Annotated in this window: 10 protein-coding genes; 9 read left to right on the top strand and 1 reads right to left on the bottom strand. The window is 41.0% G+C overall.

Annotated elements, in window-relative coordinates; all coding sequences use genetic code 11:
- Positions 1–265: 265 nt before the first annotated feature.
- From rpsB to V7K46_RS22560, 6 genes are all read left to right on the top strand, one after another.
- Positions 266–1,060 (top strand): 30S ribosomal protein S2, encoded by a 795-nt coding sequence (rpsB, locus tag V7K46_RS22585; RefSeq protein WP_298910407.1) that lies wholly within the window; start codon positions 266–268, stop codon positions 1,058–1,060.
- A gap of 223 nt (positions 1,061–1,283) precedes the next feature.
- Positions 1,284–2,228: a translation elongation factor Ts gene (tsf, locus tag V7K46_RS22580; RefSeq protein ID WP_335117009.1), complete on the top strand. Its 945-nt coding sequence runs from the start codon at positions 1,284–1,286 to the stop codon at positions 2,226–2,228.
- A gap of 278 nt (positions 2,229–2,506) precedes the next feature.
- On the top strand, positions 2,507–3,364 hold the full coding sequence (locus V7K46_RS22575) for a hypothetical protein (RefSeq protein ID WP_335117006.1): 858 nt from the start codon (positions 2,507–2,509) through the stop codon (positions 3,362–3,364).
- An 84-nt stretch (positions 3,365–3,448) separates the two neighbouring features.
- Positions 3,449–5,935 (top strand): ATP-dependent DNA helicase RecG, encoded by a 2,487-nt coding sequence (gene recG / locus V7K46_RS22570; protein ID WP_335117004.1) that lies wholly within the window; start codon positions 3,449–3,451, stop codon positions 5,933–5,935.
- 71 nt (positions 5,936–6,006) lie between these two features.
- A complete protein-coding gene (locus V7K46_RS22565) occupies positions 6,007–6,444 on the top strand; it encodes a hypothetical protein (RefSeq protein WP_335117002.1) in 438 nt (145 codons plus the stop codon).
- Positions 6,441–9,227 (top strand): ParA family protein, encoded by a 2,787-nt coding sequence (locus V7K46_RS22560; protein ID WP_335117001.1) that lies wholly within the window; start codon positions 6,441–6,443, stop codon positions 9,225–9,227. The genes V7K46_RS22565 and V7K46_RS22560 overlap by 4 nt, the downstream gene beginning before the upstream one ends.
- Before the next feature lie 49 nt (positions 9,228–9,276).
- On the opposite strand, the gene V7K46_RS22555 is transcribed toward V7K46_RS22560, so the two are convergent.
- Complete coding sequence (locus tag V7K46_RS22555; protein WP_442939866.1) at positions 9,277–10,230, bottom strand: glycosyltransferase family 2 protein; 954 nt, start codon at positions 10,228–10,230, stop codon at positions 9,277–9,279.
- A gap of 527 nt (positions 10,231–10,757) precedes the next feature.
- Between V7K46_RS22555 and V7K46_RS22550 the strand changes: the two genes are divergently transcribed.
- The 3 genes from V7K46_RS22550 to V7K46_RS22540 all read left to right on the top strand — a co-directional run bounded on the left by V7K46_RS22550 (position 10,758) and on the right by V7K46_RS22540 (position 14,387).
- The gene (locus tag V7K46_RS22550) at positions 10,758–11,738 is read left to right on the top strand and encodes a cation diffusion facilitator family transporter (RefSeq protein WP_335116997.1); all 981 of its coding nucleotides are present in this window, start codon (positions 10,758–10,760) and stop codon (positions 11,736–11,738) included.
- Between the two features lie 155 nt (positions 11,739–11,893).
- Entirely contained in the window at positions 11,894–12,130 is a 237-nt protein-coding gene (locus tag V7K46_RS22545; RefSeq protein WP_335116995.1) for a hypothetical protein, read from the top strand.
- 307 nt (positions 12,131–12,437) lie between these two features.
- Complete coding sequence (locus V7K46_RS22540; protein WP_335116993.1) at positions 12,438–14,387, top strand: alkaline phosphatase; 1,950 nt, start codon at positions 12,438–12,440, stop codon at positions 14,385–14,387.
- Positions 14,388–14,454: the final 67 nt, after the last annotated feature.

Here is a 14,454-nt window from a genome sequence, read left to right as displayed (position 1 = left end):
TTTATTACTAAAAAAGGGTAGCGATCGCTGTTGAAGGCATTTAAAACAGCAAGATTTTTCTCACTATCACTACAAGCATAGCGCTTCCCTATTGTTGAGTGGGCAGCGCTATTTTCTCGCCCTCACTCTGTCAACAAACTACAACTCTTCCAAATATGCTAACCTAGTATGGTTAACTAATCTCGCACATCTGAGAATTCGGGTGTTTCCCTGTTGGGAAATACACTTGGATGGAGGTTTAACCCGAATCGGAGTTAGAAAATATATGCCAGTAGTTTCATTGGCTCAGATGATGGAGTCCGGGGTTCACTTTGGGCATCAGACCCGGCGTTGGAACCCAAAAATGTCTCCTTACATTTACACTTCCCGCAATGGCGTGCATATTATCGACTTGGTGCAGACTGCCCAGTTGATGGATAATGCTTACAACTATATGCGATCGCACGCTGAACAAGGGAAGAAATTTCTTTTTGTTGGCACCAAGCGGCAAGCGGCTGGAATTATTGCCCAAGAGGCTAGCCGTTGTGGTTCGCACTACATTAACCAACGCTGGTTGGGCGGAATGTTGACTAATTGGGCAACCATCAAAACACGGGTAGACCGTCTGAAAGATTTAGAACGCCGTGAGGAAACTGGCGCATTAGATTTATTACCGAAAAAAGAAGCATCAATGCTACGTCGGGAAATGACGAAGCTTCAGAAATACTTGGGCGGCATTAAAACAATGCGGAAAGTCCCCGATATCGTTGTAATTGTAGACCAACGGCGGGAATATAACGCAGTTCAAGAATGCCAAAAGCTGAATATTCCGATTGTGTCCATGCTGGATACAAACTGTGACCCAGATGTAGTAGATATCCCCATCCCAGCAAACGACGATGCTATCAGGTCAATTAAGCTGATAGTAGGAAAATTGGCGGATGCCATTTATGAAGGTCGTCATGGTCAGCTGGATGCTGAAGAGGATTACGAAGATTACGAAGGTGGTGAGTATGACGAAGACTACGAAGAAAGCGAATATACTGACGCCGTAATTCCCGACGAGGAAGCAGAGGAATAAGTAAAGCAGGGGTGAAGTAAATGGACAAGGGAGGGCGGTGGATTGCAGAATAGCAGCAAGCCGCCCTAGCCTGCGGCAAATCATAGGCAAAGGTGGAGGCAAAAAACTCATGCCTCATACCTTTGTACTTGATTATTTTTTCTCCCCCAGCCCTGAGTAAGATAGAAATACTCAACACCCGTGAGCGATTACAAATCGAGGTCAAGTTAGGAATTGAGGCAACATGGCGGAAATATCTGCAAAACTCGTCCAAGAGCTACGCCAAAAAACTGGTGCCGGCATGATGGACTGCAAAAAAGCGCTGATAGAGACTAATGGCAACATAGAAGAAGCCGTAGACTGGCTACGGAAAAAGGGCATCTCTAAGGCGGGGGCACAAAGCGATCGCGTTGCGGCAGAAGGTCTAGTAGACACTTACATTCAGCCCGGTGGTCGGGTGGGTGTACTCATAGAAATCAACTGCCAAACTGATTTTGTTGCTCGTAATGAGGCTTTTAAAGCTTTAGTTAAGAACCTAGCAAAGCAAGCAGCGACTGCTGATAGTGTTGAGTCTTTGTTGACTCAACCCTATATTGACAATGAAAGTGCGACTGTAGAAGAATTCATCAAGCAAACCATTGCCACGCTCGGTGAAAACATCCAAGTGCGTCGCTTTAAGAATTTTGCATTAGCAGAAGGCACGCAAGGGATAGTAGACAGCTACATTCACACTGGTGGTCGAGTTGGTGTATTAGTAGAACTGGATTCCAAAACTGAGTCAGCGGCTACTAATCAAGAGTTCCAAACCTTGGCACGGAACACTGCTATGCAAGTTGCGGCTTGTCCAAATGTCGAGTATGTGAGCGTAGACCAAATCCCTAGCGAAATTGCCCAAAAGGAAAAAGACATTGAAATGGGCAAGGATGATTTGGCCAACAAGCCAGATAATATCAAAGAAAAGATTGTTCAGGGACGGATTGAAAAACGCTTAAAAGAATTGGCTTTGCTCGATCAGCCTTACATTCGCGATCAGAGTATTTCCGTGGAAGACCTCTTGAAGCAAGCGAAGGCACAATTAGGCGAAGAAATTCAAGTGACTCGCTTTGTCCGCTATATATTGGGCGAAGGCATTGAGAAGCAAGAGATTAGCTTTGCTGATGAAGTCGCTGCACAAATAGGCAGCAAGTAATAATTAGTTAGGAGAGACGCGATTAATCGCGTCTGTACTTAGGAGAGACGCGATTAATCGCGTCTGTACAGGAGTTAGCTTCATAATTCATCACTCATAATTCTTAACCCCTAGCTTATTTAAGGACAGGTCAAGCAAATTGCCTGACCTGTATTTTATTAGTAGAGACGCGAAATATCGCATTTAATTTAAAATCTAAAATCCTCTGGAAAGTTATCCTCAAATAAATTCGTACATTTGTACTATGTAAGAGTTCACATGGGCAAGAACGAAAAGATATGGCAAGAGCAATCGAGCGAATTGAACGAGATATTGCAGCACTGAAAGAAGCGATTCGGGCGATCGCAACAGAACTACAAAGCGCTTATGCTAGTTATCTAAACACATTAGGGCTAGCTGTACGAAAACAGTTGATTCTGGCGAGTTACCACCTTTGTACCCAAGGCTATCCCGAAAACTTTCTGCATTTGTCATTGAATCAGCGTCAACAATTGCAACAAGCCATCCGCAAGTTGGGTCAAGTGGCATCTGAGCAATTACTCACTTGTATAAAAAGTGAGGCAGTAGGGAATGGAACAGATGGAACAGATGGAACAGATGAGGGAGATGGGCAAGATAGGGGAGTAACATCCTCATCTCCTGTGATACTGGGCACATCTACTCCTGAGCCTCTCACCCTCGACACCTCTAATCCTATAGAACTGGCAAAATGGCAACATAACTTAGAAGAAGTCATGCAAGAGATACTGAAAAAACTTTCGCATGATGCTAATCTTTTATTACAAAAAGCTGCGGTATTACCCAAAAAATTACCAGAACCGATTTTAGCAGCGGCGGCGGCGGCGGCATCAGAAGCGTCTGCCGAGGTTATGCCAGGGCCACCCAACTTATTAAACTTAGTAATTGAAATTGAAAATGAGCAGCAGTCAGAAGATTCTGAACTGACGCAAATCATGGCTATTAACCTGCGGCTAGGGGAAATTGAATTTGCTGATGTGACACTCTCCTCTGAGCGTAGGCAAATCCGTAGTATTTTAGTTCAGATCAACAAGCTAGGACGAGAGTATCAAAAAAAACATCGAGAAAGAGCGATCGCTGAAGCTGAAGCTGCTTGGCGTGCTAGTTGGTTTGAATAAAGTTATGAGTTATGAATTATGAGTTATGAGTTATGAGTAATTTATTCCTAACTCCTGACTCCTCACTCCTCACTCTGCTGACCAATGACTAATGAAAAACCAGACTGGATACGATTGCACAAAGCCTTGGCAATAGAAGCTGAACGTGGCTTTACAGACTTGGTGGGCAAACAGTACCGCTTCAGTGAATTTCTTAGCCTGACTTTGGGCAAATTCCCAACAGGCTTGCCCCAAACTGAACGCCGCCGTTGGCAAGGACTAGCGGTGCAATTTGCTAGTTATCCACATCTAGCACTGGAAGAAAGACAACACTTAGTAGCAGATACTCGCAGGTATCTTTCCCAACTACAGCAGGGGGAGCAGGGGGAGCAGAGGAGCAGAGCAGCAGAGGAACAAGGGAGAATTTATCAATCCAAAATCCAAAATCCAAAATCTAAAATTATCCCTGAGGTGAGTCGGAGGCTTGCCCCAAAAATTGAGCAAAAACTCAGTGATTTACCAGAAATAGGCTTCAAAAAAGCTAATAATTTGGCACGGCTTGGTTTACACACTGTCCGCGACTTGCTTTTCTACTATCCTCGTGACCATATTGATTATGCGCGTCAGGTGAATATCCGCGAGTTACAGGCGGGTGAGACGGTGACAATAGTGGCTACAGTGAAGCGTTGCAACTGCTTTACTAGCCCTAAAAATCAGAAATTATCAATTTTAGAACTGGTCGTAAAAGATAACAGCGGTCAAATCAAAATTGGTCGTTTTTACGCAGGTACACGCTTTAGCAGTCGCGCTTGGCAAGAAAGTTTAAAACGTCGTTATCCAGTAGGTAGTATTCTGGCTGCGTGTGGGTTGGTGAAAGAAAGTAAATACGGCTTGACACTGGATAATCCAGAACTAGAGGTTTTGGCAAATCCAGGAGATTCGATTGAGTCGCTGAATATTGGGCGGGTGGTGCCAATTTACGGACTGACTGAGGGTGTGGTGGCGAATACAGTGCGACAAGCGGTAATTGCTGCTTTACCCGCTGCAACTCACCTGAAAGACCCTCTGCCAAGTGGTTTGCGAGAGAAGTATGGTTTGATGGAATTGAAAGATGCGATCGCTAACATTCATTTTCCCAGTGATAGCGCCGCCCTACAAGTTGCCCGTCGTCGCCTAGTCTTTGATGAATTTTTCTACCTACAACTTGGTTTACTGCAACGTCAGCAGCAAGCAAGGGCGATTCAAACCAGCGCCATCCTTGTCCCACGAGGTCAACTTGTAGAGAAATTCCACGAAATACTGCCTTTTCAACTCACTGGCGCACAGCAACGAGTCCTCAACGACATTCTCAACGATTTGCAAAAACCTGTGCCAATGAATCGTCTGGTGCAAGGCGATGTCGGTTCAGGTAAAACAGTTGTCGCCGTGCTGGCTATCCTCGCAGCAATTCAATCTGGCTACCAAGCGGCGCTGATGGCTCCCACAGAAGTTTTGGCAGAACAACATTATCGCAAGTTAGTTAGCTGGTTTAACTTACTGCATTTACCAGTGGAATTACTGACAGGTTCCACCAAAACTGCTAAACGAAGACAAATACATTCTCAGCTAGGAACTGGTGAATTACCTCTGTTAGTGGGAACCCATGCCTTGATTCAAGACCCGGTAAACTTCCATCAATTGGGGTTAGTGGTGATAGATGAACAGCATCGTTTTGGGGTAGAACAACGGGCGCGTTTACAGCAAAAAGGTGAGCAACCCCACGTGCTAACTATGACAGCTACCCCGATTCCCCGAACCTTAGCACTGACGATACACGGGGATTTGGATGTGAGCCAAATTGATGAGTTACCACCAGGACGACAAAAGATTCAGACAACAGTATTGTCAGGTCAGCAACGCAACCATGCTTATGACCTTATCCGCCGAGAAACTGCCCAAGGTAGACAAGTTTACGTGGTTTTGCCGTTAGTGGAAGAATCAGAAAAACTGGATCTGCGATCGGCTGTGGAGGAGCATCAAAAGTTACAAGAAAGTGTTTTTCCTGACTTTCAAGTGGGGCTGCTGCACGGTCGCATGAGTTCAGGCGATAAGGATGAAGCGATTACTAAATTTCGTGATAACCAAACGCAGATTCTGGTTTCTACTACAGTTGTTGAGGTAGGTGTAGACGTACCTAATGCTACAGTGATGCTTATTGAAAATGCAGAGCGATTTGGCTTATCACAACTGCACCAACTGCGGGGGCGTGTCGGTCGTGGCGCGGCTCAGTCCTACTGTCTGTTGATGAGCAGTTCCAGAAGTCCTGATGCTCAACAACGGTTGAAGGTGTTGGAACAATCCCAGGATGGCTTTTTCATCTCCGAAATGGATATGCGTTTTCGTGGCCCAGGGCAAGTACTGGGAACTCGTCAATCTGGAGTGCCAGATTTTACGTTAGCCAGCTTGGTTGAAGATGAAGAAGTTTTGCTTTTAGCACGACAATCAGCTGAGAAAATTATAGAGATGGATGCAACCCTAGAGCGTTGGTATTTGATGAAAGAAGAGTTGAAGTATCGGTATGAGAAATTGATGGGTGGGGCGATTTTGACTTAATATATCTGAGTAAATTCGTACTTAACCGAAGTAAAAATAGCTTAATGGCAATACCTTTTACAGAGCGGTAAATGGAAAAAGCATGGTCTCAAAATCTGTGTGCTTATAAAAATTCTCAGGAAACATCTCGAACTAATGCTCATCGATTACTCTTATTTTATGCCGTTGAATGTGGTCTTAAGACAATCTTAATGAAGAGGGAGGGGCATAAGCGTAGTGATTCGTGTACAGATATTGCTGAATGTCAACATAATATAAATAAGTTATTAGACTGTTTAGGTGCAGGAGGGTCTTTAAATCTACCTGAAATATTTATTACTGAAGTATTCGATACTAGAAATAATAAAGAAGAGAGAAAATTCAATAGTGGACAGATTAACCAAATGTGGCGGTACGGAGGAAAAGTAATTTCTATAGTTACTCAAAAACAGAAAGCAAGCGATGAAGATATAGAGAATAAGCTATTAGCAATATCAAAATGGATTGCGGGAGAAATTGAAAGACTATGAATGCACCAAAATCGCCAAAATTACTCACATGGCTTGATGTAAGGAGAACTATTGGACATCAAACTAATTCTGGTACTAAATTACCAGAAGGGATAGTAAAAATTCGCTGTTACTCAGATGCTTTAGAAATATATATTCTTAGTGAAGAAAACAGAAAAAATGCTGACGATGCTTTAAAGGAATGGTTCAAAGATTGGTATCAAGAAGAGTCGTCTATTATTTATTTTACTCTTGGTGATGCCACATTATCGGTAGATTTTTTTTCTGGAGAAGAAGTTTACAAAAGTGATGTTGATGTGCGTCCCTTCTGGGAAGAAATTGCTTATTTAGATAGTGAATCAGAAGCAAAAACGGTAACAGTAAAACCAGTTAAACTTCCAGAAGCATATATCGAAAAACCTAGTTTAATAGCCTTCTATTCTTTTAAAGGTGGTGTTGGTAGAACATTAAATTTAGCAGCGCATCTTTTTGCTTTACTAGATAGAGCTAAAGAAATAGATAGGTCTACAACTGTATTAGTTATTGATGCTGATTTAGAAGCTCCCGGTCTTACTTATTGGAACGCTTTTGAAAAACAACAACCAGCAGTTTCTTTTATTGATTTCCTTGAAGTTTACCACTATTCTCCTATTGAAAGAGAACAAGCACTTTCATTATTTGCACGGGAAGTTAAAAAATCTGCTAAGTACGAAGGTAAATCAACAGTTTATTTTCTACCTGCTTGTCTTGAGGATAAAGAACTATTAGATACACCTATTCTGCCTGAACACTTGGTAAGAAGTCCAGATGGAGCTTGGGAATGTGGTAATGCTATTCATAGTTTAGGTAAGGCTGTTGGTGCTGACTATGTATTAATTGATTTGAGAGCAGGTTTAAGTGAAATATCAAGTCCCATAATTTTCGATCCAAGAATTCAGAGGTTTTTAGTCACAACAATTAGCGGACAATCTGTGAGAGGTATGAGTCTTGTTCTGGAACAAATTGCTAGAGTAGCACCGTCAGAGGCAAGTGTAAATCATGAAAGATATTATGATCCGTCTTTGATCATTAGTATGCTAACGCCAGAATTGAGATTATTACCTGCGGTTGAAGATGCATTGGTACGATTGCAAACTGCTTATTTACAGTCAGAAGAAGATAATTTATATGCTACAAGATTGTATTACAGAGAAACATATTTTTCCCAAGAATTACTATACATTAATAATTGGGATGATGCACGTTTAAAACTAAGTTCAACTTCAGTGATGAATGTAGCAAAGGAGTGGGCTGAAGAACAGTTGATTATAACCAATGAGCAGGAATTGCAGTCAAAATCTACGAAAGATCATCAGGGAATTGTTGAAGTTCGTAGCCTCAGAGATTTGTGTCAGCAATATGAGTATGCTGAACAAGGGCGGGGAGAAGATTTATTAGTAACAGAACCATTGAAGAATTTAGCTACTAATTTTCGAGATGAATTACCTCATGTCGTATCAATTGGAGCTAAAGGTGCAGGAAAAACGTTTAACTATATACAGTTGTCACGTTTTAAATACTGGGAAAGTTTTTTGAATCGTATAGATAATACAAATACAATTCAGGAATCACAGCTAAAAACTTATATCTTTCCTTTCCTTGAATCAAGTAACATTAAAGATAATGCAAAAATTGTGATTAACGAAGCTAGAAACGAGGCAAGATCAGCTTTGGGAGACACTGTTCCTGAGTTTCTACCTTCAGAATATGTGGATAGAATTAAAAGAGCAATTGCGGCTGAAAACTGGAGTGAACCAGAATGGACGGAATTCTGGATTGGTCAAATTGCAAAAGCTATAGGTGTGAATCCTGAAACACATAGTCCTAATATTCTTAGCATCATAAATCGTGATTTGAAAGATAGAGGCTTACGTATTATCTTTCTGTTTGATGGATTAGAGGATATATTCCCAAACATTGCATCCAGCAATCAAGAAAAAATTGCCTTAAAAGCTTTGATTGATAATTTGCCAAAGAGGTTATCAGAAATTAGGCAGTCTAACCTTGGGGTAATAATTTTTCTGCGCCGTGATTTCCTGCGTTATACAATTACTCAAAACTTAAAACAGTTTGAAAATCTTTACCTTTCTTATGATCTATCTTGGGATCAAGATTCTTTTCTGCGTTTAGTCTTTTGGATATGTAGCCAGTCTCAAGTGATAGATGCATCTCTAGCAGAGATTAGCAGTTTAAATAAACAGAATATTATAGAGCGATTAGAAAAATTATGGGGTAAAAGGCTAGGTTCAGATAACTCGAAAGAAGCATATACAGCTTCATGGATATTTGCAGCTTTGACAGATTTTAATGGTAGGCTTCAGGCGAGAGATATTGTTCGTTTATTGTACTACGCAGCCGATATTACTGTGGAAAGAACTAAAGAAGTACAATTTGAAAAGTGGTCTATCAGTCGTCTTTTACCTCCTCAAGCTATTCGCCGCGCTCTTAAACCATGTAGTGAACAGAAGGTTGAAGAAGCCAAGGAAGAATATCCATCTTTCAAAACTTGGGTTGAAGAAATCCGGGCTAAATATCCCCCTTCTGAACGAAAAATCCCTTTTGGAGTAGAACAGTTTGAAATGGTTCAGCCGACAGTAAGAATGCTAGAGGAAATGGGGGTTATTTACGAAGATAAGGAAAAGGATAGCGAGGCACGATTTTATATGCCAGAAATCTTCCGCGAAGGTTTAGGTTTTTCAGGTACAGGAGCAAGACCTCGGATACTGGTTTTGAAGCGTAAGGTATTAGGAAAAGGGATTTTGTAATTTTACTTGTATGTTATACCTACCTAACTCTGTACTCATTAATTTTTAATCATGATGCTTGCTGCATTTCGGCATAGGCTTGATAAACACCCTTCACGTTGTACCAGTTAAGAAAAATTCGGGCAATTTCTAAAGCCAATTGTGGTTTACCTAAATTAATTAGCCATTGCAAAAATGGAGCCATTGTTCTTTCATTTAGCGCACCATTGAGCGAAAGAATTCCCCAAAGTAAGCGATGCAGCCAAGTCATTTGAATCATCATTCGCACTTCCCATGTAGGATGCTTTTGATAAAACAAAACTCCCATACGTCCGCGTTGAATTTCTTGGTCAATCAATCGGGGAATTTGCTCTAATTTAAATGGTGGATGCCAGTGATATCCTACGGCTTCTGGACATTTAATTAGTGTCAAACCTAGTTTTTTCAGCCGCACACCTAATTCTAAATCTTCCCAACCATAGAGTTGAAAACTAGTGTCAAAAAGTCCAGCTTTCTCTAGCCAATGTTTGGGAATTGCTACATTTCCGGTAGCAAAAAAAGCAGCGGAAAAATCTGTTACTTTGTAAGGTTCAGCAGTTGGATTATCGAAATTACAAGTATTAATAACTGCACCGTAAGTGAAAAAGCGATCGCTCCTCAATTTCTCCTGTCCCTGCATTAGTGCATCTGCGTGAGCTTGCAAGAAATTATCCAGCACTACTAAATCACTATCAATAAAGATAATTGTATCTCCCAGCGCCTGTTCTACCCCCAAATTCCGAGCCGCAGCTGGCCCAGCATGGTCTTGCTGAAACCATCGTACATGGGGAAATTCCTTTTTATGTTCTGCTAACCACTCCAATGTGCCATCAGTAGAACCATCATCCACCAAGACAATCTCATAACCAGAAACTGCACTTGGCTTACTCAACTCCTGCACCTCCAAGGCGCGGAGGCACTTTTCTAAAATCGGTTGGCGATTATAAGTCGGTATCACAACGCTGAAAAACACACTCTCACCCATAACACTACTCATCTCCAGGATAGGACAGATGGAGCGTTGACACTGTTCCTTACCTGATTCTGGTCACGAAAACAGTAAGGGTTAATTATTGGTTAATTAATACATAAGTGGATGGGTGTAAATAAATATAATATGGACTGTCATTTAACGTAAACATTACCATTCCTTAAATTAACCAGGATAAATTTTATATAGTCTTAAATATATTCTAGTGTTCAGATATTAGTGCATTGAAAATTATGTATCTCTAGAATAAAAAAATAGTGAGTAATTTCCAGAAATATATATAATACTCAGATTTTATTGTGGAAAACATCCTGAGACTGAAAAGCACGTTTTATTAAGGTTTTTTCTGAAATATTGTTCAGAAATCAGAAGTCTTATAGGAAACCAGAATTTTGAATTTCAGTCTAGTTATAGGATAACTTCTGAGGATGCAGCATTCTAAATTAAAAACGAACTCAGCACAAATCTTGAGGTGTATATTTTTCAGGATAATAATGTATAACTAAAGGGTTTTTTTGATAATGCTTTCACTTCGATGGGATGAATGTAGATGCGAAAATACTTTTACGAAAGTGGTTATAAATCAGCAAAAATACAAAATAATATGGATAACATTAGGTTTACTTGTTTGTTTTTTTGTTGCTGAGTGGAGTGTAGGTTTGTGGAGTAAAAGTTTATCTCTACAAGCAGATGCCGGACATATGTTATCCGATATTACAGCCTTGCTAATATCACTATTTGCAAGTTTTTTAGCACGGCAACCAGCTAAGAGTCAGGCAACATTCGGACATCAACGAATCGAAGTTTTAGCAGCTTTGTTGAATGGATTAGGTTTGCTGGCGATCGCTAGTTTTATTACTTGGGAAGCTATTGGACGCTGGCAACATCCAACAACAATTTTGGGCTTACCAATGTTAGGAATTGCAGTATTAGGTTTAATAGTCAATTTACTCAACATTACTTTGCTTCATCCCCATACTCACGACGACTTAAACCTTCGGGGGGCTTTGCTTCATGTCATCGCTGATACTGCTAGTTCTGTTGGCGTTATTATAGCTGCTTTAGCAGTTCATCTTTGGGATTGGTGGTGGGCAGATGTCGTTATTAGTTTAGTAGTTGCAACTTTTACTGCTTTAAGTGCTTTCCCCTTAGTTCAAGAAAGCCTGAAAATTTTTTTGGAGTATGCACCAGAATCAATTGATCCAGATGAAGTAGAAATATCTCTCAAATCTTTTCCTGGTGTTGATCAAGTAGAAAAACTTCATATCTGGGCAATTAGCTTAAATCAGGTAATGCTTTGCGCTGATTTGACAGTTAAATGTACAACAGCCCAAGAACGCGATCGCTTACTCAATAAATTACAAACTCATCTGCAAAAAACTTTTAAGATTACTGAAGTTACTTTGCAGCTAACTAGCTGTAAAGTAACTTCAAAAATATCTATTCATCCTTTATTAAACCAAGATATAGCTTTAATGTTATCGGCAAATAAAACACATTAATCCTAAAGTAATGGCTAAAAATATATCAAATAAATCAGTTTTTATTTTTTATTATAATTCACATTTAAACATGATGCTTATCGACGTTTTTTTAATTGTCAAAGCATAGCCATTGTTTAACAAGCACAACTTATTTACTAGGAGGTTTGCTAATCATGACTTTAATTCAAAAATCAAAAATCGTTTCAGTAATCAAACAGTACAAACGTGCATTAGCTTGGTTCATATCTGGTTTAGTTGTGGCAATCCTGCTGTTTTTGGGAACATTGATTCAACAACCAGCTACTGCCTCTAACCAGAGTCATGTTACAACTTTTACTCAACCAGATATGAGTGCTACCCACTCAAACTTCGAGAATAATCATCTTGAACCCAATTTTTATCAGTATTAGGACTTACGCAAGAACTCTCTGAAACTCTTATTTCTCCGTGTCCTCTGCGTCCTCTGCGGTTCGATTTTCCGTTACCTATGCGTAAGCTTTGAGTATTATAAATTATTCGTAATCTACGAATTATTCTCTAGGAGACGCTCTACGTACCCCTACGGAGAAGCAAGCTACACGTAGTGTTTCCTAGAGTTGGCGGTAGCCTGCGGCAAGCCACTACGTGTCTAGATAAATTAAGCTTTTTGGGAATTTTTGCGTAAATCCTGAGTATTAACAGCTACTAATTGCTAAATCAATCTGAAGGCATACTGCAATGATTTCATTTTTAGGAAAGTACAAACGCTTCCTAGCTTTGACTATGGCTGGCTTTTTCTGTACCGTTCTGCTGATGTTCGGTAATTCTGTTTTTCAGCCGACTATGGCCGCTGGTAATGGAATTAACGTGATTATCATGATTGGCGATGGCATGGGTTGGAACATGGCACGGGCCGCAGCCCTTGCCAAAGGCGCTCCCTTTTACACCAGTGGGAAAGGCTCTGGTCTGAGCTTTCAAAATTTGACTGGATATGGATTAGTGACCACTTATGGCACAACGATTCAAGGCAATACACCAGCTAAACCAGTAAATCAACCCCACCTCACAGGTAACTCTGGCTTGGATGGGTCCAATCCACTTACAGCTGCAAGTCCTGTTCGTCCGAACTTATCATTCCAGCCTACTCCTTTTAATCCTGGCGATCGCGCTGATGGTAATAGCCTTTCACCTGGTAACTTGACAGGTTATGAAGCAAGTAAAGGAGGCCCCGTTCCCTGGATTCCTTTAACTCCTACTACTTCTGATGGATATGACAAAGAGTACATCAAGCATAGTTATCCTGATTCTGCTAACACCGCTACCACTCTTTATACAGGTGTAAAGAGCTATAACAACGCGATGGGAGTAGACATTTACGAGAAGAGGTTGAAAACCATCCTGGAAATTGCCAAAGAAAAAGGTAAGTCTACAGGTCTAGTAACATCTGTACCTGTTAGCCATGCAACGCCTGGTGCTGCTGCCTCTTTCGTCAATCGTCGTAGCAAGTACGATAGTATTTATGACCCCACCAAGACCAACCAAGACAGCATTTTGCAGCAAACATTGCTAAACTTTCAGCCCAATGTTTTGTTGGGTGGTGGTCATCCCTTGGACTTTAGCAATACAACCAATACAGGGCCAGTTTTTAACTACACGTATATCACACAAGACACCTACGAGTATTTGAAGGCTAACCCTACGTCCAATCGTTATGGCTATAACTTTTTGGAACGTGGCCCGAATGCAACTGAGACACTGTTAGACAAGGCAGCCAAAATAGACCCAAATAAAGGAGGTAAATTATTTGGTCTATATGGTGCCCGTGGACAAGATGGCAATATTCCTACCAGTTCCTCTAAAGGTGACTACAGCACCACAGGTCTGGGTAATTTCACACTCTATAGCTCTGTTGTTAAAACTGTAACTCCCTGTCCATCAGGTCAAATCATTCCTGGTACTGCTGGGGACTGTGTTCCTGTCATTGATGCAGCAGGCAACCCGATTGCTCCCAATGCTCCTGCACCTGATACTGTGCGTCCTCTGGCTGCCGGTGAAACCGATGCTAGCTTCATTACCAGAGAGATTAACGAAAATCCAACTTTAGCTGACCTGAGCAAAGCTGCTCTTAAAGTTTTAGGTAAGGACAAAGATGGCTTCTGGCTAATGATTGAGGGAGGTGATATCGACTGGGGTGCTCATGACAACAACATGGATAACCTGATTGGTACTATGAATGATTTTGACAAAGCAGTTCAAGAGGTTATTACCTGGATCAATAATCATGGTGGTTGGAGCAAGAACCTGCTACTCGTTACTGCTGACCATGACCACTATTTAACTCTGAATAATGACTTTGTATCAAAGCTGACTCCTAATCCTGACCCAAATCAGTCTAAGGGCTTGAAGTATAACGCCAAGGACATCACTTTCAACAAGCACAATTCTAAAGATGCTGGTCACTTTTGGGGGTCTGATCCAAATTATAAGTACCTCTGGGGTAGTCACAGCCGAAGGATTGTACCTATTTACTACCAAGGTGCTTATGCATCAGTTCTGACTAAATACCTGGGAAAAGAAGTTAAGTTCAAAGATAGCTCTAATACTACTTACAGTGCGCCTGCTGTCCGAGGAGTAGTTGATCAGAGCCATATCTTTCAGGCAATGAAAACTGCGCTGACGAGTCAGTGAATTTAATCCACTGCTTCACTGAACATTGATTGAAAAGCTTGGTGTTGCAGAGACGTGTGTTATACCA

The organism is Nostoc sp., from assembly GCF_036917395.1.
Lineage (GTDB): Bacteria > Cyanobacteriota > Cyanobacteriia > Cyanobacteriales > Nostocaceae > Nostoc.
Note: the sequence above shows the minus strand (reverse complement) of the source record. Positions and strands in the feature narration are given on the sequence as shown.